This window comes from Rhizobium sp. A37_96, assembly GCF_053521765.1.
On sequence record NZ_JBNWDS010000005.1, the window covers coordinates 1 to 21,777 of the forward strand.

Annotated in this window: 17 protein-coding genes and 4 pseudogenes; 6 read left to right on the forward strand and 15 right to left on the reverse strand. The window is 57.0% G+C overall.

Going from position 1 to position 21,777, the window contains the following annotated elements:
• From ACQZ6J_RS15615 to ACQZ6J_RS15625, 3 genes are all read right to left on the reverse strand, one after another.
• Nucleotides 1-112 (reverse strand): thiolase family protein (locus ACQZ6J_RS15615; protein WP_449084958.1); only part of this gene is annotated, 112 nt, incomplete at its 3' end.
• 137 nt (nt 113-249) lie between these two features.
• Entirely contained in the window at nt 250-885 is a 636-nt protein-coding gene (locus ACQZ6J_RS15620) for a CoA transferase subunit B (protein ID WP_449084719.1), read from the reverse strand.
• Nucleotides 885-1,595: a CoA transferase subunit A gene (locus ACQZ6J_RS15625; protein WP_449084720.1), complete on the reverse strand. Its 711-nt coding sequence runs from the start codon at nt 1,593-1,595 to the stop codon at nt 885-887. The genes ACQZ6J_RS15620 and ACQZ6J_RS15625 overlap by 1 nt, the downstream gene beginning before the upstream one ends.
• Before the next feature lie 82 nt (nt 1,596-1,677).
• Here ACQZ6J_RS15625 and ACQZ6J_RS15630 point away from each other — a divergent pair, with 82 nt between their 5' ends.
• The gene (locus tag ACQZ6J_RS15630) at nt 1,678-2,571 is read left to right on the forward strand and encodes a LysR family transcriptional regulator (protein WP_449084721.1); all 894 of its coding nucleotides are present in this window, start codon (nt 1,678-1,680) and stop codon (nt 2,569-2,571) included.
• A 169-nt stretch (nt 2,572-2,740) separates the two neighbouring features.
• On the opposite strand, the pseudogene ACQZ6J_RS15635 reads toward ACQZ6J_RS15630, so the two are convergent.
• The 9 genes and pseudogenes from ACQZ6J_RS15635 to ACQZ6J_RS15675 all read right to left on the reverse strand — a co-directional run.
• Nucleotides 2,741-3,101, reverse strand: a pseudogene (locus tag ACQZ6J_RS15635) (IS3 family transposase); the annotation flags it as partial.
• A 55-nt stretch (nt 3,102-3,156) separates the two neighbouring features.
• The gene (locus ACQZ6J_RS15640) at nt 3,157-4,290 is read right to left on the reverse strand and encodes an ABC transporter ATP-binding protein (RefSeq protein ID WP_449084722.1); all 1,134 of its coding nucleotides are present in this window, start codon (nt 4,288-4,290) and stop codon (nt 3,157-3,159) included.
• The gene (locus ACQZ6J_RS15645; RefSeq protein ID WP_449084723.1) at nt 4,287-6,227 is read right to left on the reverse strand and encodes a glycoside hydrolase family 127 protein; all 1,941 of its coding nucleotides are present in this window, start codon (nt 6,225-6,227) and stop codon (nt 4,287-4,289) included. The genes ACQZ6J_RS15640 and ACQZ6J_RS15645 overlap by 4 nt, the downstream gene beginning before the upstream one ends.
• A gap of 32 nt (nt 6,228-6,259) precedes the next feature.
• Nucleotides 6,260-7,120: a carbohydrate ABC transporter permease gene (locus ACQZ6J_RS15650; protein ID WP_449084724.1), complete on the reverse strand. Its 861-nt coding sequence runs from the start codon at nt 7,118-7,120 to the stop codon at nt 6,260-6,262.
• Entirely contained in the window at nt 7,120-8,043 is a 924-nt protein-coding gene (locus ACQZ6J_RS15655) for a carbohydrate ABC transporter permease (protein ID WP_449084725.1), read from the reverse strand. Before ACQZ6J_RS15655 ends, ACQZ6J_RS15650 begins: the two co-directional genes overlap by 1 nt.
• 104 nt (nt 8,044-8,147) lie before the next feature.
• Nucleotides 8,148-9,389 (reverse strand): ABC transporter substrate-binding protein, encoded by a 1,242-nt coding sequence (locus tag ACQZ6J_RS15660; RefSeq protein WP_449084726.1) that lies wholly within the window; start codon nt 9,387-9,389, stop codon nt 8,148-8,150.
• A 68-nt stretch (nt 9,390-9,457) separates the two neighbouring features.
• Nucleotides 9,458-10,465, reverse strand: coding sequence for a LacI family DNA-binding transcriptional regulator (locus ACQZ6J_RS15665; RefSeq protein WP_449084727.1), 1,008 nt, complete (start codon nt 10,463-10,465; stop codon nt 9,458-9,460).
• A gap of 542 nt (nt 10,466-11,007) precedes the next feature.
• Nucleotides 11,008-11,130: pseudogene (locus tag ACQZ6J_RS15670) on the reverse strand (type II toxin-antitoxin system VapC family toxin); the annotation flags it as partial.
• Between the two features lie 101 nt (nt 11,131-11,231).
• Entirely contained in the window at nt 11,232-11,576 is a 345-nt protein-coding gene (locus ACQZ6J_RS15675) for a DUF982 domain-containing protein (protein WP_449084728.1), read from the reverse strand.
• Between the two features lie 533 nt (nt 11,577-12,109).
• On the opposite strand from ACQZ6J_RS15675, the pseudogene ACQZ6J_RS15680 reads away from it, so the two are divergent.
• A pseudogene (locus ACQZ6J_RS15680) lies at nt 12,110-13,171 on the forward strand (Fic family protein).
• A 425-nt stretch (nt 13,172-13,596) separates the two neighbouring features.
• A pseudogene (locus ACQZ6J_RS15685) lies at nt 13,597-13,882 on the forward strand (transposase); the annotation flags it as partial.
• Between the two features lie 234 nt (nt 13,883-14,116).
• Here ACQZ6J_RS15685 and ACQZ6J_RS15690 read toward each other — a convergent pair.
• Together ACQZ6J_RS15690 and ACQZ6J_RS15695 are read right to left on the reverse strand one after the other, a co-directional pair.
• Entirely contained in the window at nt 14,117-15,346 is a 1,230-nt protein-coding gene (locus ACQZ6J_RS15690) for an enolase C-terminal domain-like protein (RefSeq protein WP_204326775.1), read from the reverse strand.
• Nucleotides 15,343-16,335 (reverse strand): 2-hydroxyacid dehydrogenase, encoded by a 993-nt coding sequence (locus ACQZ6J_RS15695; protein WP_449084729.1) that lies wholly within the window; start codon nt 16,333-16,335, stop codon nt 15,343-15,345. The genes ACQZ6J_RS15690 and ACQZ6J_RS15695 overlap by 4 nt, the downstream gene beginning before the upstream one ends.
• A gap of 181 nt (nt 16,336-16,516) precedes the next feature.
• Between ACQZ6J_RS15695 and ACQZ6J_RS15700 the strand changes: the two genes are divergently transcribed.
• A complete protein-coding gene (locus ACQZ6J_RS15700) occupies nt 16,517-17,407 on the forward strand; it encodes a LysR family transcriptional regulator (RefSeq protein ID WP_163991179.1) in 891 nt (296 codons plus the stop codon).
• 49 nt (nt 17,408-17,456) lie between these two features.
• Here ACQZ6J_RS15700 and ACQZ6J_RS15705 read toward each other — a convergent pair whose 3' ends face one another.
• Nucleotides 17,457-18,560, reverse strand: coding sequence for a maleylacetate reductase (locus ACQZ6J_RS15705; RefSeq protein WP_449084730.1), 1,104 nt, complete (start codon nt 18,558-18,560; stop codon nt 17,457-17,459).
• 506 nt (nt 18,561-19,066) lie between these two features.
• On the opposite strand from ACQZ6J_RS15705, the gene ACQZ6J_RS15710 reads away from it, so the two are divergent.
• Entirely contained in the window at nt 19,067-20,008 is a 942-nt protein-coding gene (locus ACQZ6J_RS15710) for a cyclase family protein (protein WP_449084731.1), read from the forward strand.
• Between the two features lie 161 nt (nt 20,009-20,169).
• The gene (locus tag ACQZ6J_RS15715) at nt 20,170-21,465 is read left to right on the forward strand and encodes an MFS transporter (protein WP_449084732.1); all 1,296 of its coding nucleotides are present in this window, start codon (nt 20,170-20,172) and stop codon (nt 21,463-21,465) included.
• Nucleotides 21,466-21,777 lie beyond the last annotated feature (312 nt).

Here is a 21,777-nt window from a genome sequence, read left to right on the forward strand (position 1 = left end):
CCTTGATGGCGGTAGCGCCAAGCTCATGAGCCGGAACAGTCGCAAAGGCCCCGTTGAAGGAGCCGACCGCCGTACGGGCGGCGCTGGCGACGACGATGGGAGTGGAAGTCATTCTTGATTACCCTTCTGGTTCATTGTCCAATCAGACTCAAAGAGTTGGTTGGCTGACCGACATATGCAAGGCTCGCCTTCGACCAACTTACGCAGTGAGTCGCTGTTCCACCGGTTCAGTGGGCCGAAGGCGAAAGTTTAAACGAGGTAACGCGCTGTTGTCTTCGAAGCGATTTCTTGCGCGGACACGCCATCGGCAACTTCAGTCAGCGAGAATTGTGCCCCCGGCGAGCGGCGTTCGAACACACATAGGTCCGTGATGATCATGTCGACCACATTGCGGCCGGTCAAAGGAAGGGTGCAGGACGGTATGAATTTGGGGGAACCGTCTTTCGATACGTGTTCCATCAGAACGACAATCTTCTTGACGCCGGCGACCAGATCCATCGCACCGCCCATTCCCTTGATCATCTTTCCCGGGATCATCCAGTTGGCGATATCACCGCCTTCACTGACCTCCATGGCGCCCAGGACTGCCAGATCAATGTGACCGCCTCGGATCATGGCAAAACTGTCGGCGCTCGAGAAATAGCTGGTGTTTGGCAATTCGCTGATCGTCTGCTTGCCCGCATTGATCAGATCCGGGTCCTCATCGCCTTCGAATGGAAACGGCCCGATTCCGAGCATACCATTTTCCGACTGAAGCGTGACTTCGATACCAGGAGGAATATGGTTGGCGACGAGCGTCGGAATCCCGATGCCGAGATTGACATAGAAACCATCATGTAAGGACGATGCGGCGCGGGCCGCCATTTGATCGCGCGTCCAAGCCATCACGCGGCCTCCTTTTTGCGCACCGTACGGGACTCGATTTTCTTGTTGTAGGGGCTGCCTACGATCAATCGCTTCACATAGATGCTCGGAAGATGAATACAATCGGGGTCGAGGCTGCCGGTCGGGACGATTTCCTCGACCTCCGCAACGCAGATCTTTGCCGCGGTCGCCATCGGTTGATTGAAGTTGCGCGCCGTCTTGCGGAAAATGAGATTTCCACTTTCGTCGGCCTTCCAGCCCTTGATGATGGCGAGATCCGCGAAAATACCGCGCTCGAGCAGATATTCGTGCCCGTCGAAGGTTCTCACTTCCTTGCCCTCAGCGACCGAGGTGCCGACGCCGGTCTTGGTGTAGAAGCCGGGGATGCCTGCGCCGCCAGCCCTGCATCGCTCTGCAAGAGTTCCCTGCGGACAGAATTCGACCTCCAGTTCACCCGCTAGATATTGTCGCTCGAATTCCTTGTTTTCCCCGACGTAGCTTGAGATCATCTTTCTGATCTGCCGGCTTCTCAGGAGCTTGCCAAGACCCTCGTTGTCGATCCCGGCATTGTTGGAAACCACCGTGAGCCCAGAGACACGACTGTCACGCAGCTGATCGATGAGCCGTTCTGGTATGCCACATAACCCAAATCCGCCTGCGCAGATCGTCATGTCATTGAAAAGCAAGCCGTCAAGCGCGGCTGCGGCGTCGGGGTAAAGCTTCTGCGTCACAATTTCCTCCCTCGGGTGGGAGCAATGGACACGATGTCAAACATCAATTCCAATTATTTCTTTTTTCAAATAATCATAAGCAATGTCTATCAATCGCATCTCTCTCTACCATCTCGAAACCTTGATCTGGATCGACCGGCTTGGCACGTTTGCAGCGGCGGCTGAAAAGCTGAACGCAACTCAGCCGGCTATATCCGCGCGCGTGGCGGAGCTAGAGGAACGGCTCGGGGCAAAGCTGTTTCAGAAACATGGACGCTCGGCTAATTTGACGCCGGTGGGACGCGAGCTTGTCAGAGAATATCTGCCTGTTTGGGAGCAATTGCAGACGATTCTCCTTCGAAGTTCCGGATTCGAACAGATTCGTGGCCACGTTCGAATTGGGGCCGGTGAAATTGCCGCGGCCAGCTGTTTGCCTCGCTTTATGGCCGACATGAAAGCGCGGTGGCCCGATCTGACATTCGATATCGATATCGAACTCACCGCGCAGATGATTCAGGCTCTCCTCACCGGGAAAATCGATCTCGCATTTGCCGCAGGACCAGTCGCCCATCCTGCGTTGAAGGCGACATCGATCGGAGCTGCCGAGTTGCTGTGGGTTGCCAGCCCTTCCGTTGCAAAACGGATGGTGACCGATGATCCGTCTTCCATCCACTCGCTCTGGTCTCTGCCAAGCCATTCTCCGATCTATCAGCTGATGAGAGATGCCCTCGCGTTGTTCCCTATCCGGCACCGCACCGTCAATCTTTGCAACAATGTGCGCATGATAGTCGATATTGTCACGATGGGAGATGGCTTTGCGCTCGTGCCGAAGTCAATGGTTCGACCGCAACTCGCATCCGGCGCATTGGTGCCTGTCCTGATCGATCAAAAGGTGGAACCTATCGTTTTCCATATTGTGACACGCTGCGGAGAAGGTAGTCCGGTCATCAATGAAATATTGCGGTTCGCCGGAAAGATCGATCTGGAGTCGGCATAAAGCAATCTGTTGAATTCCGCCCTGATTTGACCCCTTGGGGTGAGTTTAGTGTGGATTTCAACAAATGGAGTTTCCGGCTCGGCCAATGGGTTGATTTAAGCGGCTTTGGCATGATGGTTCAAGCGGCGCTGTCTGATCGTGTTTCGTTTAATCCTTTCGCGTTCGAGCAGCCCCATCCCGGATCATGCTTTTTCTGAGCAGGCGGTTTTCCAGGGTGAGGTCGGCCAGAGTCTCCTTCAGGTCGCGGCTTTCAAGGCAAGGCGCCTTCGCCTTATCGCTGGTCGCCGAACGGGCGGTGTCGCCTGCAAGCCGTTCCTGCCCGCTTCGGGGAATTCCTTCGGCTAGCTATAGTACAGGCTCCCGGCAATACCCTTCACGGTGCAGATCGCAGTAATGCCGTCCTCGCCGCGCAGCCCCTCAAGCACCATACGAATTTTGCCCTCGGCTGAATGATGCTTGCGCGCCGCGCGGCGGATGTGCTCGATCGTCTTCTTGGCCGCAGATGTCTGCGGGCCGGATTGCTGTCTCATCTTTGCTTCCTTGGATAAGCCACGATGAGCCGAAAATCCTCTCTTCTCAATTACGTCATTTTGTCTCAAAGGCGCTGATCCGGGACGCGAGCTCGGCCGCCGCGCGCAGCCGGTCGCCGTTTGCAGAAAACAGCCGGATACGCTGCGGATCGCAGTTAAGCCAGATTTCCTCGCCTGCTGCGAGATCGCGACCGCCGCGTTGTTCGACCGTTATGTTCTCGCCGTTCGGCAGATAGCAGTAAAGATAGCGCGTGCTGCCAAGATATTCGGCGAAATCGACCGTGGCGCGCAGCGATGTCGGTGTGGCATTGCCAGTCTCCAAATGCTCCGGGCGGATGCCGAATTTGATAGGATCTCCCTCCGCCACGCCGGCCAGCGGAGCAGCCAGAGGAATGATCGCTTCCGCCACAGCGACGCGATCCCCGGCGAGATATCTGGCCTCCACGATGTTCATCCGTGGCGAACCGATGAAGCCGGCGACGAAGAGGTTGTTCGGGTCCTCGTAAACCTCCCTCGGCGTGCCGACCTGCTCGATGCGGCCGTCCCGCAGCACGACGATGCGGTCGGCGAGCGTCATCGCCTCGGTCTGGTCGTGCGTCACGTAGATCATCGTGTTGCCGAGCTCGCGATGCAGCCGGGCGATCTCGATGCGCATCGAGACGCGCAGCTCCGCGTCGAGGTTGCTCAGCGGTTCGTCGAACAGGAAGGCGAGCGGCTTGCGCACGATCGCCCGTCCGATCGCCACGCGCTGCCGCTGGCCACCGGACAGTTGGCCGGGGCGGCGGTCAAGCAATGCGTCGATCTTGAGAATTTGCGTCGCCGACTTGATCTGACGGTCGATCTCGTCCTTCGGTGTCTTCGCCATCTCCAAGCCGAATGCGAGGTTCTCGCGCACGCTCATGTGCGGATAGAGCGCGTAAGACTGGAAGACCATGGCTATCCCGCGTTTGGACGGATCGAGGTCGGTCACGTCCTTGTCGGCGATCAGGATATCGCCGGCGGACACCTCTTCGAGGCCGGCGATCATGCGCAGCAGGGTTGACTTGCCGCAGCCGGAGGGGCCGACGAAAACGACGAACTCGCCGCCTTCGATGTGAAGGTCGATGTCGTGGATCACGGTGAGCGAGCCGAAATCCTTGCGGACGCGGCGAAGCTCGATCTGGGCTTTTTCGGGCGTTGTGACTGTCATGGTTGTGTCCTGACCCAGACGAGCATCTCACCGGGTTCTCTGTTGTCCCAGAGGTGATAGGGTATAAAGCGCGCCTTTGCGTCTTCCAGCACCGGCTTTGCCGTGTCGTAGAGGTTGCCTTCCATATCCGGCCAGCGTTCCCGCTTGACCGGGATCTCGATCCCCACGGCCTTGCCAAGATCCTTTGCCGGCGCGACGCCGGCATCCGCGATATCGGCGGGCAGTACAAGGCCATTGAGGCCTGCGGCGTTGTCGGTTTCCTCGACGCAATAGATCAGTGGTCCACGGGCGAGCGCCGCACGACCGAGATCGGCCTTGACCGCCGGATTGGCGCGCAAGGCGCGAACGGTCATCGGCAGGTCCAGGACGATCTTCTCCCCGCCGTGCCACCGACGGCCGAGCTGCAGATAGCCTTCGCTCTCTATGGAGGCTGCATCGATCACCTCGCCATCGACGGCGAGCTTTGCGCCGTCGCACCATGACGGAACACGCAACGCAAGCGTGAAAGACGCCGGGGCATCGACGGAGACCGTAATCTCGACCTTGCCATCCCAGGGATATTCGGTCTTCTGCGCCAACGTAACGATGCCCGAACCGACCGTCAGCCGTGCCGTGCTTTCACCGTAAAGGTGGATGGCGACTCCATCGGCTGAGACGGCGTACATATAGGTGCCGATCGAAGCGACGGTGCGGGCGATATTCGGTGGGCAGCAGGGGCAACGATGCCATGTCCAGCGATGGTGCGCGCCGCGGCTTTCAAGCGGATTATCGTAGAAGAAGGTGGTCCCATCGGTCGCAAGCCCGGAGAGCGCGCCGTTATAAAGTGCCTGCTCCATGATGTCTGCGTAAAGCCGGTTCGGCCCGCGCCCAAGCATGCGGCTGGCCCACATGGCAAGGCCGACGGAGGCGCAGGTCTCGGCATAGGCGGTCTCATTCGGCAAGTCGTAATAGTCCGTGAAGCCTTCGTTGCTCGCCGCAGGCCCGATGCCGCCGGTGACGTACATTTGCTTGGCGGTGAGATCCTTCCAGAGGATTTTCAGCGCATCCGTCAGGCTGTCGTCGCCGAATTCCGTCGCAACATCAGCCATGCCAGAATACAGGTACATTGCCCGCACGGCATGACCGATGACCTTGGTCTGTTCGCGGACTGGCAGATGCGACTGGTTGTATTCGTAGTTCTTATGCCGGAACTGCTTGCGGTCGTCCCTCTCCACGGCCTCGATGTCGAAATAGTGTGGTTGCTTTCCACGCTGCTCCACGAAATAGCGGGCAAGATCGAGGTAGCGCTGCTCGCCGGTCGTGCGGCCAAGCTTGATCAGCGCCAGCTCGATTTCCTCATGGCCGCAATAGCCAGGTTTCTGTCCTGGGTGGGAACCAAAGACGCTGTCGATATGGTCGGCATAGCGGCACATGACGTCGAGGAGTGTGCGCTTTCCTGTTGCATGGAAGTAGGCGACAGCAGCCTCCATCAGATGACCGGCGCAATAAAGCTCGTGACAATCGCGAAGGTTCTTCCAGCGCTCGCCGGGCTGCATGCGGATGAACCATGAATTCATGTACCCATCCGCTTGCTGCAGTTTTTCGAACATGGCGATGACGGAATCCATCTTCGCCTCAAGATCCGGATTGGGCTTCCGGTAAAGGGCATAGGCAGCGGCCTCGATCACCTTGGCGACGTCGGAATCCCAGAACATCTGCACATTCGTCGTGTCGGGCGAGCCATCGGGCCTGGTGTGAAAGGGCATTCGGACTTCCGGCACTGGCCTTTCGGGATCGATCTGGTCGAACATGCCGGCAGCAACGCAGCGATCGTAAAGGATCATCACGGTCTTGTCGGCGACGGCATCGATCCGTTCACCCCAGAAGCCATGCACGTCGACGTCAGGAACTGCTGGTGGGCGAAAGCCGCTTGCGGCGTGGTTGGCGAGAGATGTCATGATTAACTTGTCCATTCAGCTTGCGAGTTGAGTTATTTCACGGCGCCGGCGGTCAGGCCGCGGATGTAGTAGCGTTGAAGAAGGAGAAACAGCGCGAGACACGGCGCCATCATCAGGGTCACGCCAGATTGCACGGCACCCCAGTCGATGGTGCCGAACTGCCCGGAGCGGACAGCGGCCATCAGGACCGGAAGCGTGTATTTTTTCTGATCCGTCAGCAGGATCAATGCGGCGAGGAACTCGTTCCATGATGCGAGAAACGCGAAGATCGCGACGGTCGCCACGCCCGGCAGCACCAGCGGCAGCATGATGCGGCGTAGAACCGAGAAAATCGAAGCTCCATCGACGCGGGCGGCATCCTCGATTTCCTTTGGAACGGCATCGAAGGCGTTGCGCATCATGAAGATCGAAAACGGCAGCTGCAGCGTTACATAGACGAGGACGATGCCGGTCAGCGTATTTTGCAGCCCGAGCTTGGTCAGGATCAGGAAGAGGGGGGTCAGGATCGACTGAAACGGGATCATGACGGTCGAGATGATCAGCACGAACAATGCGTTCTTGAACGGGAACCTGAAGCGCGAGAAACCATAGCCGGCAAGCAGACTGACGATGACCGAGACCACGACAGTGGCCGCCGAGACGATGAGGCTGTTTCCGGCATAGGTCCATATACCCGAGCCATATTGAGCGAGGTTCTCATAGTTCTGCAGGCTCGGGCCTGCGACTGGCCACGGCGGCAAAGGCGGCTGCCTGGCCTCGATCGACGGCTTGAAACTGACCAGGATGCTCCACGCGAGCGGTGCCAGGAACAGCAAGGCAGTGATCGCACCGAAGACATGATAGCGAATCTTGCTAACCAGGTGGCGTTTGGAAGACGCGTAGCTTGCGGCCATCACATGCCCTCCGGGTTTCGCAGTAGTCTGAGCTGAACGACGCTGATGACGACGAGTATGGCGAGCAACACCATCGACAGAGCCGCGCCATACCCGAGATGGAAGGACACGAAGGATTGGCTGAATATCCAGTAGACCGCTGTCACGGTGCTGGTCTGTGGGCCGCCATCGGCGATGATATAGAATTGGTCGAAGGCCAGCATCGATCCGGAGACCGAGAGGATCAGCGCGAGTGCGATTGTGCGCCGCATCAGCGGCAGCGTGATGCGGCGGAACCGCTGCCAGGTCGATGCGCCGTCCATGCGGGCTGCCTCCTGCACCTCGCTGGAGATGCCCTGAAGCCCGGTCAGCAGGATAATCATATTGAAGCCGGCAGTCTTCCAGACGACCATGATCAGGATCGACCAGAAGGTGGTGTCGAAATCGGCTAGCAGATTGACTCGCTTGGCGGTTAACCCGAGATACTGTGCGGCTGGCGAAAACAGTCCTGCGTCGACATCGAGAAGCCACGCCCAGAGCAAGCTCGCCGAGCCGAACCCGACAACGACGGGCAGAAAGAAGGCGGTTCGATAAAGCTTGATAAGCGGGCGCGGTTTCTCAGCGTAGATCGCCAGCGGAAAGGCGACCGCAAAAATCGCGATTGTGACGATCACGGTATAATAGACTGTGAACCGCAGCGACGTCCAGAACTGTGCGTCCTTGAGAAGATGCGCGTAGTTGTCGAACCAGATGAACTTCGGTTTCCCGAGCAATGGCCAGTTATGCAGCGACATCCAGAAGGACATTCCAAGCGGGATGACGAAGAATATCGCAACCAAAATGAGGGCGGGAACGATGAACAGAAGCCCGGCCAGCTGCTGTCGCCGCAGTCTGGTGCTTTTGCGTCGCGCTGTGCTTGAAGGAAGCGGCTTGTGATATGTCATTGGGATATTCCATGTGGAGAGCCGACATCGGAGGAAGCCCGGGCGTGCAACTACCCGCCCGGGCGAGCATCAGAGTCAGGAGGCAACTCAGATGCTTCAGAGTGCTAGTTCGCCGAGTCCAGGATCGACTGCATGTTCTCCTGCGCTTTTGCGATCGGGGCATTGGCGTCGGGCCCGAAGAAGGCCTCGTTCAACATCTGCTTCCAGGGGCCGGTATTGCTGTTGATGATGTCGTTGTAGACCGGCGATGACGGGGTTCGGCCGATTTTCATGGCTTCGGTCGCGACCTGGTAGCGCTGATCGAGCGACTTGACCGCTTCGGCGGCAACATCCGCACGGGTCGGCAGGCTGCCGCCCTTGGCGAGCAGCGTCTGGCCGTCGATCGAATAAACGAACTCCAGGAATTCCTTGGCGGCCTTCAGGTTGTCGCGCCCGGCCGTAACGACAAAGTTGTCGCCGCCGCCAAAGGATGCCTTGCCGCCGGTCTTGCCGGGAATGAAGGTGACACCGAAGTCGACAGACGGATAGTTCTTCACCAGGTTGCCGATGGCAAAGGCGCCAATCGGCGATATGCCGATCTTGTCCGTCGCAAAGCCGCCAAAGAAGTTCTTTCCGGAATCCGTCTTGGCGCTTTCGGGAACGTATCCCTTGGCCACCATGTCGCGGTAGAAATTGATGGCGTCGTGCATCTGCGGGGAATCCAGGGTGGCCTTCTTGCCATCGTCAACGAGGATGTCTCCTCCGGATGCCCAGATCAGTGGCATGAAAGTGAAGGCATTGCATCCACCGCAGGCGCCGGAAAAGTAGAAGCCGTGGATGTCGCCACCGAGTGCGTTGACCTTCCCGGCTGCATCTTCGATTTCGGCCCAGTTGGCCGGTCCTTTGTCAGGATCGAGTCCTGCCTCTTTGAAGAGCTTCTTATTCCACAAAAGCACAGAGGCATCTGCCGACATCGGCAGTGCATAGATGCGGCCGTCATAGGTACCGGCGCCAACATGTGCCTTTGAGAGTTGGTCGAAATACGGTAGGCTCTTGGCCAGATCCGTCAGATCTTCGAGTACGCCCGCCTTGGCAAAGGACGGCGAATAGACGAGATCAAGGGAAACGAAATCCGGCGCGGAGCCGCCGGCTGCAGCTGTGGCGTATTTCTGGACCATCTGCTCAGATGGGACGATCTGCAGCTCGATCTGCGTCTTATGCGAGTCGTTGAACGCCTTGATCAGTGTCGGCATGAAGGCTTCGCTCGTATTGCGCGCCCACATGGTCAGTTTCTCCTGTGCAGAAACCGTTGTCGACAGAATGCTCAGCGCCGTTGCGGCGAGCGCCGCGATCTTAAGCAGCTTCATAATGGGTCTCCTCCCTTGAAAGCTTGTTTTAACGCATGCTCTTCGTCTGCCAGGTCTCCGCTAAATCCTCACGAGCCACGGATAACCAGTGTGCAGGGCAACTTCGAAACTCCTGGTTCGACGACCTCACCATTGACGAGGCGGACAAGGGCTCGACCAGCCTGTCGGCCGAGCTCCTTGAGGTTCATGTCGACCGTTGTAAGAGGAGGGCGCGTCTGCTCGGCGACTATTTCCCAGTTGTCGAACCCGACAACTGAGACGTCGTTGGGCACTCCCACATCCTTTTCGCGAAGCGCATCGATGACGCCGCGCGCGATCTGATCATTGCCGCAGAAGATGCCATCCGGCGGGTTCTCTTGAGACCAGAGCTTTTCCACCGCCTCACGGCCCCATTGCTCCGACCAGGCGCCCGTCAATATCTGCGTCTCGGAAGGCGTCATGCCCGCAATTGCAAGCGCATCCCTGAATGCCTGGGTTCGCTCCTCGACAACTTTGAAACTGGCCGGCCCCGTTACATGGACGAGCCTCCGGCGACCCTTGTCAATCAGATGATTGACCGCGTCGCGGGCACCTTGCCGGTCATCCGGAACCAAGGCCACGGCACCCGCGGGACCTGTCATCAAGGCGTAAACGATGGGGATGGGAAGATGTGACAGATCCACGGGCAGCGGCTTATCAATGCGCCGTCCGGTCGCAATAATGCCGTCAACCTGTTTATCGAGCATCGCATCGACATGGAGTTTTGCTAGATCGGGGTTGTCTTCTATCGCACAGAGGAACACCGAGACGCCGTGATCGATGAGACCCTCGGAAATGCCTGCCATGACCGGCAAGGTGAAACGACCATAAGTGTCATTTGTCAGCAGCCCAACCGTGAAGCTACGCTTGCTCAAAAGGCTTCGAGCAAGGGCATTCGGACGAAAGCCGAGCTCTTGGGCAACTCTCCGAATTCTCGCCCGGGTCTCAACCGACATGCGGCCGGTATCGTTCAACGCCTTGGACGCGGTCGCGATGCTGACGCTAGCCGCCGCCGCAACATCATGAATGGTAATACGTCCAACGTTTGTGCTCGACATCAATCGCTCATTGAGAAAACGGTTTCTCATGCTTTTATAGCAGGTTCTTCGAATGAGAAAAGGGTTTCTCAAAGAATTTTTGATTCTCAATAATCGGCAGCTATTTCAAGGCATAAGCGAGCGCCCAAACAGGTACGCTTCAGAAATGATGATAATTTCATGGCATTGGAACAGCCGATGGGAGACCAAAGATCAGGCAGGATCATCGAGGTCCATTGATAGGCTGGATGCCCCTTCCGACAGGCATCGCTGTCGCGGCGTCATGCGGGACGTTGGTGTCAGCGAAACCTGTTACCGGTATAGCCCCCAACGCAATGCCGACTACGAGCGGATCGCCGACCGTTGTTCGGGCTGGTGAAGGTAAAGAATATCCGGGGTTTTGGCCTCTGCCTCCTCCCCCTGCGCAATGCTCAGTGGCATCGCTGAAACCACAAACGGGTCTACCGCATTCATCGGGAGCCCGAGCTGAATCCGCGGATCAAGCCTCGTGGGGCCTGAGGCGTGTGAATAGGCATCCTGTAGCGACCGCTGCTTCGGCCGAGCTATGTCTGCAATGCAGAGCGCACGTCAGTTTGCACGAAATCTTCGCACACATAGAGCAATGGGCAATTGTGCTCAGTGGCAATCTCATAAGCGAAGCAATCGCCATAATTCAGAGACGCCGGAATAAACGATTAACGGCGCTCGTCGTCCAAAGTTCCAGCCCCGCTCTTAAATTTCGGAAGACCCCATAAAGCCGAGATTGATCCCGCATGGATCAAGGTGTTTAAGTATCAGTCGATCGCTCATCGATTGACGTTCTGAGAATGCTTTCGCATTCCCTCCAGAGGCTGGACACGAACTCATCGGGTTTTGACCAGTCTTCAGAAAGCTCAATCCGCGCTTTTGACTGCTTTGCCGCGACCAAAAAATGAAGAAGCGCCGCGTCGGTCGGCGCCTCACCCTTGATGGCATGGGTGCATTGAATAACGGCTTGCTTATAGAGGTCATCTTTCGGGCCACGCCAGTTCTTAAGCAGGAATTCTGCTGCTTGGCGAACATTATTGATCTTTGCCTTTTCGTGGCTTGAGATTTCGATCGTCACTGTTCTTGACCACAGATCGCTCTGCATTTCCGGAGCCCCACAAGTATTGATCGAATTGATGAATACATATGCTTGCGCGAGGCTTGTTTATCATGTCTCTATCGCAGAATTACATCATGAGCCCCATGAAATGCTTGGTGACGGTGCGTGATTCTATTTCTCCGAACATCCCAAGATGTACGTTCCGAATAAGGCCGCTATCGCCTCGATTTCCGCCACCCGGCGGCCTGCCATCTGCCTCGCTGCAGAACCATCGCTCACCGGTTTCGATGCTGCCATTTTCGTTGATGTTGCAAGATAGATCAGCCGTTTCCTTCACCTATCGGGCAATCGGCTGTGGAATGAGCTTAAGTCGCCCGCGGCGACAAACGACGCTGCTGAGACAATCGCGTAAAAGCTTTCAAAAAAATCGATTCCGCCATTGACACATGGGCGCTTGCCTGAAGACCGTAGTTAGTTGAGCCGAGAATGCGTTCCCCCGTATGATTGAGCGATAAAGCAGCTTTCTAGAGATCGTATATTTGCTTATTTGTGAGCTATAGAAAGGGCGGCTATAACTCATGCAATGGAACTGGCAGCACGGCGAGTGGCCAAATTTCACATACGACGCTGCGAGTATGGTCTCGTTGGAGTAGAAATTTCTGCAGTCATCAGGTGAGGTAGTTCGTGCCGTTCGGCATTTCGATGAAGACTATAGCAGTCAGCTCCGAATCGAATTGTTGAGTGATGAGGCGGTCAAAACCTCGGAGATCGAAGGCGAATTCCTTGATCGAGCAAGCGTCCAGTCGTCGCTGCGTCGACAGTTCGGACTGAATACAGATGGCCGAGCGGCTCGACCTCAAGAGCGCGGGATCACCGAGATGATGGCAGATGTTTATAAGAATTGGTCCGCGGTATTGCATCACCAGGAGCTTTTCCCATGGCAATCGATATCTTTATACGATCGGTGCCTATCGCCGCCATGAAGATGCAACGCAGATTGTATCGGGCCGATTAGATCAGCGCACAATCCACTTTGAGGCGCCGGCATCCCGCCGGGTTGCTCTGGAAATGGAGCGTTTCGTTGCGTGGTTTAATCGATCCGGACCGAACGGACAGGCCCCGCTGCAACCATTGACGCGTGCGTCCATCGGACATCTCTACTTCGAAAGTATACATCCTTTTGAAGATGGAAATGGCCGAATTGGGCGCGCGCTAGCTGAAAAGTCCTTGGCTCAGAACATCGGGCAGCCAAGCCTGATCTCGCTTGCTTTCACAATTGAGCAGCATCGAAAGGCCTACTATTCGGAGCTCGAGTGTCACCAACGGACCCTCGATATTACCGGATAGGTCATCTATTTTTCACAGACTATCCTAGCCGCACAACAGGCGACGATTGAGCGAGTAATGTTCTTCATTCAAAGGCAAGTTCCATCGGCGGCTTCACTGTCGAATTAATGACCGTCAGGAAAGGTTGTAGCGCGCATTTTTCGAGAGGGTATTCTGGCTTTAAAGGCGGGCTCAGCGCGGAAAATTATATCTCGATTACTGCCAAATCGCGGGCGACGGCCACACGCGACCTTCAGCAGCTTGTTGAGATTGGCGCCCTTACACGTACCGGAGAGCGGCGGCATACACGTTAAGCCCTACGGCTTCAAAACTAACCAGCTCATAGGCGCCATTCTCGAAAGCGTTCGGTACTGAACTTTCCCCTGGGGGTTCAATGCGGAGGGAGGATTTGCGGGAGCGTGTCTGACTTTGTTTTTAATCGTGGATTCTGGTTTGGGTTGGAATGTTATTCATATGTGGACACCCCCTGTGGTAAGGGCTCTTTGTCGGGATTGTGTGATCGGTTGCTTTCATATGTCCGGCCTGTTTGTGCGGCATAGGGTTTGACCGTTGGTCCTGATGGAAATACGTTGATGAGGTTCCTTATCAAATTGGCGCGCTATTGAAGCGCATCAAATCACACGGGTTTGCCTGACCATTGGCTCGTCGTTATACATCGACAGCTGCCTTTACCAATTCGGGTATTCAGGTTCGGCGTCAGGTCCTCAGTTCTTGAGAGCGGCCCGGCGATATCGTCATCACGGACAATCTGAACAGCCACAAATCCGACCAGATATGCCAGTCGATCAAGGCCGCTGATGCAAGGCCCTGGTTTTTTGCCGCCCTATTCACCAGGCCCCAATCCGATCGAATAGGCTTTCGCCAAGATCAAGCATTGGATGCGAAACGCGCAGATGAGAACCGTCAACGATACCTGGCGCTATCTTGGCGCGCTCGTCCAGACAATCGGGACACACGAGCGCGCAAATTACCTCCTCGATGCCGGATACGCTTCAAAAAAAACATCAAACGCTTTAAGCGTCGTGCCTGCAATGTTCCGGGTGATCGTGCGGATTTCGCTCGGTCCGACAAACGCAATACCGGAGGCGGATGACGGCGATAGCGGTGAGCGATGAATTCTAATCTGCGATATGTTTGCCCGCACGCCAAGTCCGCGGTCCGTTCGTCATCTTCAATGCCTACCGCAATAATGGGCGAATATGAGACCACCGAACTTATCCATTCCAAGCCCTGCGGTATCACCAGTCTACGATCGTGCCGTCACCAAGCACCGCCGCGAGCGTATGAATGACTTCCGGCTTGAAGGGATGCCGAGCGGCAGCGTTCTCATCGATCTCAACGCCGAAGCCCGGCGCGGTCGGTACAGACCAGTAGCTGCCTTCGCGATGAAGTGGAGTTTGGACCACCGCGTCATACCAAGGAACAGCGCCGGACATTTCCTCCTGGATCACGAAATTCGGTGTCGAAACATCGAAATGAAGCGCTGCGACGCCCGCCAACGGCCCGTTTGGATTGTGCGGCGCAACGCCCATGAATGCTGCTTCGGCTGCGGCCGCGATGCGCTTGCCCTCCAGCAGACCGCCGGTATGGTTCAGATCCGGCTGAACGATATGGGCCCCTTTTGACATGAACAGTGGCTCGAATTCCTTGATGCCAACGAGACGCTCCCCCGTCGCTATGGGGCAGCTTGAGCGTTCCGCCACGATCCGCATAGCGTCGGCATCGCCGGGCTGGACGGGTTCCTCGCAGAACATCGGCCTGTAGGGTACGAGCTCATCGATGAACTGCAGCGCCGCGCTGATCGATGCCGGCCGGCCGTGAAAATCCACCATGATCTCGACGCCGTCCCCGACCGCGTCCCGCAGCGTCTCCATCAGAATGGCGACATGGCGGCGGCTCGGAATATCGGCCGTGAAATGGCTATAGGGGATGAAGACGACCTTCAGCGCATCATAGCCGTTCTCGACGACTGCCAGAGCTTTCTCCCGCAGGGCGCCCTTGTCGAAAGTTTCGTAAACCGATCGCATGTCGCCGAGACCCAGGTGAGTATAGACACGGACCTTGTCGCGGACCTTGCCGCCGAGAAGGCGCCAAACCGGCAGACCGACGCTCTTGCCGAAGATGTCCCAAAGAGCATGCTCGATGCCACTGATCGCCGTGGCGCCGATGATGCCGAGACGATAATAGCTATGCTTGTTCATTACCCGCAGGCATTGCTCGATATCGCGGGGATCGCGACCGATCAGGAGAGGTTCTATATCCTCCACAGCACCGACTACCGCTCGGGTCTTCCAGTTGAGGCTCGCCTCTCCCCAGCCATATAGCCCGTCCTGATCAGTCAGGACCTTGACGAAGACCCAGTTGCGCATCTCCGCATTGACCACGAGGGTCTTGATCCCGGTGATCCTGATCTGAACATCGGCAGCGCTGGCCGGAACTTCAAACGATATGGTGGCGGTGTCATTCATCTTGATAAGCTCTCCCGGTTCGGCATTCGCACAACATTCTCCAGCGGCTTGCCGTTGTGCAGCCTGGTTATGTTTCCAGCGATGAAACGATAGCGCCGTTCAAAAATGCCGTCTGTCCATGCAGAGGAGTGGGGTGTGCAGACCACGTTCGGCAATCGATCAAAGTGCATGGAGGAGGGCTTCGCATTCGGGTTCTCGCCGATTGGATAGCGATACCACACATCGAGATAGGCGCCGGCGATGCGCCGTGCAAGCAGCGCGTCGTAGAGCGGCTGCTCCTGAACGATCTCGGCCCGCGAGACATTGATGAGAACCGACGAGTTGGGCATCGCTTCGAGCTCGGCCTTGCCGATGATCCCGCGCGTCTCCTCCGTCAGCGGGCATGCGATGACCAGAAAGTCCGATTGCTGAAGCATCTCGTGCAAGCGATCCAGCGGCAGCACGGCATCCGTCGGACCTTCCAGATCGACCGGGCTACGCTGAACCGCAACGACCCTCATTCCAAAGGCGCGCGCCCTCTTTGCGATCGCCTTGCCGATGTGACCCAGACCCAATAGCCCGAGCGTCTTGCCGGCGATCTCTTCGTGGGGTATGCGCTGGCGATAGGCCGTCGCCCAATTGTCGAAGGAGAAGGCCTGGCGCATAGCGTCGAAACCGGTTGCCCAATGGATCATCGCCATCAACACGTATTCGGCGATTGGGATTTCGTGTTCGAAGACGTTGCAGACCCACGCCGTCTCCGGCAGCGAAGTGAAATTGATGCCGTCTAGCCCGGCGCCGGGCACCTGGAGCAGCCGAAACTGCCGCGCGGGCTGGGCCAGATGTGGAATGCGGAGGGATACCACTACATCGACTGTATCTGCCAAGGCTGCGAACGAGACATCGCCATCGGCTGGAAACGGAACAGTCAGAATCTCGCAAGGGATCTCCAGCCAATTGGCGAGTTGGTTCCGGTGGTTGGCAGCTTCGCCGACAAGAAGAATTTTCACTGGTCACCCGTTCCACCGCCGAGAACAGTAAAAACCTGCCCGAACTGCGGCGCTTCCTTCCCATCGTCAAAGTCGAACTGCGAGAACATCTGATCGGACCTCTTGCAAAAAGCGATAACGCCGCTGTACGATTAATGCAAATTGCAGTCTTTAATCGACTAATAAACGAAAGTTATCACAGATGGATTTGCGTCGCCTCGCCTGCTTTGTGGCGCTGGCCGAAGAACTGCATTTTCGCAGGGCGGCGGAGCGCTGCCATTTGACTCAGCCGGCGCTAAGCCAGCAGCTCCGTCATCTTGAAGACGAGCTCGAGGCGCAGCTCGTCTATCGCAACAAGAGGCGCGTCTCGTTGACACCGGCTGGCGAGGTATTCGCCGACGAGGCGCGAAAGATGCTGCATATGTCGAAACAGGCTGCGCAGCTGGTGCGCCGCACTGCCCGCGGCGAATTGGGGCAGTTGTTCGTGGGCTGCACCGCTCCCGGAATGTTTATCGCGCTTCCGGAAATCGTCCGCATGTTTTCGAAGGAATTGCCGGATGTGGGCCTGGTGATTCAAGAAATGACGACGGCCGAGCAGGAGGAGGCGCTTCGGCATGGCCGCATACAGCTCGGCATCATCCATCCGCCGCTGGATGACTCCTCCATCTCCTGTCTGAAGATCGCGGAGGTGGCTTTCAAGTTGGTGATATCAAATCAGAATCCGTTATCGCGGAAACGCAAATTGACGCTCGGCGATCTGGCGTCTGAGAACTTCATCATGTTTCCGCGAAAGGTCGGCCCGCAACTCTACGACCAGATCGTCGCCCTTTGCCAGAATGCCGGCTTCAGCCCTCGCATGATCCACGAGGCCTCGCCGGCGCAATCCATCGTCGCCATGGCGGCAGCGAATTTCGGTGTCGGCTGGATTGCTTCGCGATACCAGCAGTTTGCCCGGCCGGGCATTGTCTATCGGGAGCTTCTCGGGCCTGCTCCGTTCCTGACGCTGGGTATCGCCTACAATGAAGGCGAGACGGCGCCGGCAATCCGGAAATTCCTCGCCGTCGCGACGGAGATCGGCAAGACGATCGTCTAGACCGCCCATGACGAGGGGTCTTTCCCTAAAACGGCTGGCCGGCGCATGATTACCGCTGGCGCGGCCGGTTTCCCCTCAATGCATCCTCGATGATGGATGACACCGCTTCCATCGTCACCGGGCCGGGATTAAGACCGTTATCCGTTTCGACCGTAATTCGCGCGATATCCGATACATCGGCCAGCCGGATACCGACCTCGGCAAGGGATGTCGGTAGGCAGAGTTCAATAAGAAGCTCGAAGATAGCATTGCCGACATCCGGAACCGCCATGGCCATCGCGAGTGTTTCCATCTTCGCGGGGGCGAAGCGAGCGTTATATGCCGCGATATGTGGAAGGATGATCGCGTGTGATAGGCCATGCGCCACGCCGAAGGATCCGCCGAGCGTATGCGCAAGGCCATGCTGCAGGGCAAAGCCACCGGTCAGCGCAGCCCCCGAGAGATAGGCGCCATAGAGCATCTGCGATCGGGCGACGATATCGTGCGGATTGGTGACGACATTGCGGATCGCATTGACCACGACCCTTGCCCCTTCGGCCGCCGCAAGGGCGATGATCGGATCAACCGTCGGGACATAGATCGCATCGATGCAGTGGGCGAGCGCGTTCATGGCGCTGGAGGCGCTGGTCGCAATCGGCAGCGACAAGGTAAGTTCGGGATCGTAGATGATCGTCGCGGCGAGCATATTGAGGCTGGTGTGCATTCTCTTCACGCCATCGATCGTGATGCCGCAGAATCCGGTAACTTCCGAGCCCGAGTAGGTCGTCGGTACGTCGATGATCGGCAATGCAAGTTCGAGCGCAATCGCCTTTGCCAGGCCAATGGAAGCCCCGCCGCCGATGGCGACCAGACAATCCGCATCAACCTCAAGAGCGCGCTGCCTGCCCTGCCGAGCCATTTCGATCGGCACCTGCGAAATCGCCTCCGGCAGGATGGCTGCCAGCATCGGGCCGAGGTGATCGGCTATCCGCTGCCCCATAGCGTGGCGGCCGGGCGTAGACACGACCAGCGCCCGTCGCCCCCCCAAACGCGTGACCTCGGCGGCGATGCCGCGGATGGTGCCGGCGCCGAAAACGATGCGCGGCGGTCGAACATTGTAGACGTCGCCGGGAGTAGAAAAAGTGATTGTCGATCGTTCGACGAGATTCATCATGGTGCCTGCGTCCGCTGTAACTTGCATTTCGAGATATGCATCCATTTAAAGTATTACAATAGTATTTTTCGTATTTTATAGTATAAATTCCGAATTCGATCGAGATATATAAGATATAGTTCGTGATGTACATTCAACCTCGTCGAATGCTACAATCGATGAGAAAGCGATGTCCATTTATTATTACTGATTGTATGATTTGTTTTCCTTATCAACGGCGCTCCAGTGTCTCTTCAGCCCGCAGCGGCCGCGCAGCTTCAGGCTTCAACGGTCAGCAACGCCGAGTCTGACACCAAAGCACCATATAACCTCGCGAAATCAGTTATTTCGTCGGATGGGTGAGTGGAAAATACATCACATTAGTGACCGGGGACGCAGGAATATTCGATTGATGGCTCATAAAAGGCGCTTATCACCCAATCATCAAGTTCGATTGGAAATAATCATTGAGGGCGAGTATTACTTTGGAGGTGAGGAAATAAATAATAATCAGGGTGGAGCTTGCAATGAGTGGTGAGGTTTCTTCAATTCCGTCTGAATTGGCTGCGTGGCCAGGCCATACCGGCAATTGGGGCCGCTGGCCCAACGACCGGGGCACTCTCAATCTTCTGACACCCGAGGTCACGTGTCGCGGCTTGGCAGCTTCCACATCTGGTCAGGTCATTAGCTGCGGAAGACCCTTGTCCCTCGACGATGTCGGCCGGAGCACGCCGGGCGCATCGGTGGAGATGATGACCGCTGGCGATCTGAAGATCGAGGTTCAGTCCGCCAAGGATCAGATGTCGTTTCGCACGCACGGTCTGCTGAATACTCATATCGATGCCATCAGCCACTATGGCTATCACAATTACGGTTTCAACGGCGCGAAGTTCAGCGACTACGTCACCGTGGAGAACGGCTCACGCCGCTGGGATATCGCCGGCGCCGGCCCGATCGTGACACGCGGGATCTTCGTCGATGTCGCGAGAAAGCGCGGTGTTGAATATTTTGAGCCGGGCGAAGCCGTCATGCCGGAGGAAATAGCCGACGCGGTCGAACTTCTCCTCCCCGGCGACGCTATCGTCATCCGGACGGGCGCTACCTTAAAACGAGGCACGGCACCGGATCGGGAAGACGACCCGCATTATACGAGAGACCCTCACGAAGGAATGTTCTGTGCCGGCCTCCATCCGGATTGCGTGGAGCTTTTCGGCAGGAAGGACGTGTCGGTCATTGCGACCGACACACCGAACGAGAGGCTTCCGGTACCGCGGCCGACCCTCTGCCGCTCGCCGGTTCACGTGCTCGCCCTGACGATCTACGGGATCCACCTGATTCACAATATGAACCTGGAACAGGTTGGGGAAGTTTGCGCGACACAATCGCGCAACTCGTTTCTGTTTATGGTCAGCCCGTTGAACGTTCCAGGCGCGACCGGTTCGCTGGTCGCTCCTGTCGCCGTCCTCTAGACGGCTTCACACATCGCTGAATCGGATGCGGTTTCCGAAGGAGGAGTTCGGAAACCTGCGTCTTCGTATCTATCGAAAAGCGGAACTTTCCCCTTGTGTTGCAGGGAGCGTGAGGCGGTCGACTAAAACTAAACATCGATAGAATAACAAGGGAGGAAGCAATGAGACGTTACCTTATCTATGCAGGCCTGTTCGTGCTGATGATGGTGAATTATATCGACCGCGTAAACATGTCAGTCGCCATCGGCCCGTTAGCCAAGGAGTTTAACCTCACGCCGGTGGAGATCGGCTATCTCTTCTCCGTTGCCGTCTGGAGCTATGCCATTCTGCTCATTCCGCTGGGGATGGCCGTCGATAAGTGGGGTGTCCGCCGGGTAACCGGCATTTCGGTTACGATCTGGTCCCTCGCGGGCATTCTGACTGGTGCGGCGACCACCATGCCGCTCCTTCTGTTCTCACGATTGCTGCTCGGTGCCGGTGAATGCGCCACCTATCCCGCGGGGGGCAGGGTTGTCAGCGAATGGGCGCCCAAATCCGAGCGCGGCATCGCGACGGCCTTTCTGAATTGCGGCGCTTATGCCGGGCCTGCTGTCGGTGCGGTGCTCGTCGGGTTGCTGGTCAGCTATTTCGGATGGCGCGTATCCTTTTACGTTACCGGCATCATCGGCTTCGCGTTCGGGATCATCTGCTTTTTTTTCTACCGCCAGCCCGAACATGCAACATGGCTTTCCGTCGAGGAGCGCACACGCGTTCTCAACGAGAGAAATGATTCTGACGATAGCGCGCGCATCAGCCGCCTTACGGCATCGGATAGTAAGGGGGAGAACGGGCAAATTCAGCGGCTGAAGGTTTTGCTCGGCAACCAGACCATATGGGCCCTCTTTATGGTCGAGGCCTGCATAACCTATACCTGGTCGATATTCCTAACATGGCTGCCGTCCTATATTCAGTTTGCCACCGGCGTCGATGTTATGAAGACGGGCTTCTTTACCGCAGTGCCTTTCGCGTTGGCGACTTTGTTTGTGCTTGTGCTGAGCTGGCTGAGCGATCAGCAGGTCTCATGGCTTGGCGGAAAGAACCGTCGGGTTCTCCTTTGCGCCACGCTTATCCTATCCTCAGTCATTCTGGCGGCGCCCTTGGTGACATCGACCGTCGCGATATTATCGCTGGTGACGATATCACTTACCTGTGTTGCAACCGCGATCTCTCTCAATATCACTCTGACGAACGACGTTTTGCCGGATCGCTCCTATGCAGGTCTTGCAGTAGGATTCGTGATCCTCGGAGGCAATATTGCCGGACTCTTGGCGCCGATCGTGACCGGCTACATCGTCGGTCAGAGCGGAAACTATTCAAATGCCTTCATCGTTTCCGGCGTGCTGATGTTTATTGGCGCAATCATCTCCGTATTGTTCATGAGCCGCCCCGTCGTGCTGAACGAAAAGGCATACGCCTGAGTTGGAATGCTAACGGAGGCCGGATGACAGCCCGATGTTTGCGCGTTGGCTCGCAGAAGCTCACTCGCTGCAAGGCACTAATACCAGGTGGGATTTCGTAATCGGGGCGTTCCCACAATGTGAACCTTGTCGTTCGCGACCTCGATGCGCCAAACGATGGCGGGCAGGTGATCACGCCGATAGCCCGCCATCATTTTGAGGGTAGGAAAGGTTGGATTTCGCGCGGCCGTGATCTGCGACAGTCCGTCCAGCGAATGCGGCGGTTTCTGCTGCGAGGACTACGACATTGCCGCCCGGGCGGACATGACAGAT

What these genes read in the sequence shown, in the direction of transcription:
- ACQZ6J_RS15645 (WP_449084723.1), bottom strand. Translation starts at nt 6,227, where the DNA reads ATGACATCTCTCGCCAACCACGCCGCAAGCGGCTTTCGCCCACCAGCA.
- ACQZ6J_RS15690 (WP_204326775.1), bottom strand. Translation starts at nt 15,346, where the DNA reads ATGAATGACACCGCCACCATATCGTTTGAAGTTCCGGCCAGCGCTGCC.
- ACQZ6J_RS15640 (WP_449084722.1), bottom strand. Translation starts at nt 4,290, where the DNA reads ATGACAGTCACAACGCCCGAAAAAGCCCAGATCGAGCTTCGCCGCGTC.
- ACQZ6J_RS15700 (WP_163991179.1), top strand. Translation starts at nt 16,517, where the DNA reads ATGGATTTGCGTCGCCTCGCCTGCTTTGTGGCGCTGGCCGAAGAACTG.
- ACQZ6J_RS15715 (WP_449084732.1), top strand. Translation starts at nt 20,170, where the DNA reads ATGAGACGTTACCTTATCTATGCAGGCCTGTTCGTGCTGATGATGGTG.
- ACQZ6J_RS15630 (WP_449084721.1), top strand. Translation starts at nt 1,678, where the DNA reads ATGTCTATCAATCGCATCTCTCTCTACCATCTCGAAACCTTGATCTGG.
- ACQZ6J_RS15665 (WP_449084727.1), bottom strand. Translation starts at nt 10,465, where the DNA reads ATGTCGAGCACAAACGTTGGACGTATTACCATTCATGATGTTGCGGCG.
- ACQZ6J_RS15620 (WP_449084719.1), bottom strand. Translation starts at nt 885, where the DNA reads ATGGCTTGGACGCGCGATCAAATGGCGGCCCGCGCCGCATCGTCCTTA.
- ACQZ6J_RS15655 (WP_449084725.1), bottom strand. Translation starts at nt 8,043, where the DNA reads ATGACATATCACAAGCCGCTTCCTTCAAGCACAGCGCGACGCAAAAGC.
- ACQZ6J_RS15675 (WP_449084728.1), bottom strand. Translation starts at nt 11,576, where the DNA reads ATGCAGAGCGATCTGTGGTCAAGAACAGTGACGATCGAAATCTCAAGC.
- ACQZ6J_RS15705 (WP_449084730.1), bottom strand. Translation starts at nt 18,560, where the DNA reads ATGATGAATCTCGTCGAACGATCGACAATCACTTTTTCTACTCCCGGC.
- ACQZ6J_RS15710 (WP_449084731.1), top strand. Translation starts at nt 19,067, where the DNA reads ATGAGTGGTGAGGTTTCTTCAATTCCGTCTGAATTGGCTGCGTGGCCA.
- ACQZ6J_RS15660 (WP_449084726.1), bottom strand. Translation starts at nt 9,389, where the DNA reads ATGAAGCTGCTTAAGATCGCGGCGCTCGCCGCAACGGCGCTGAGCATT.
- ACQZ6J_RS15650 (WP_449084724.1), bottom strand. Translation starts at nt 7,120, where the DNA reads ATGGCCGCAAGCTACGCGTCTTCCAAACGCCACCTGGTTAGCAAGATT.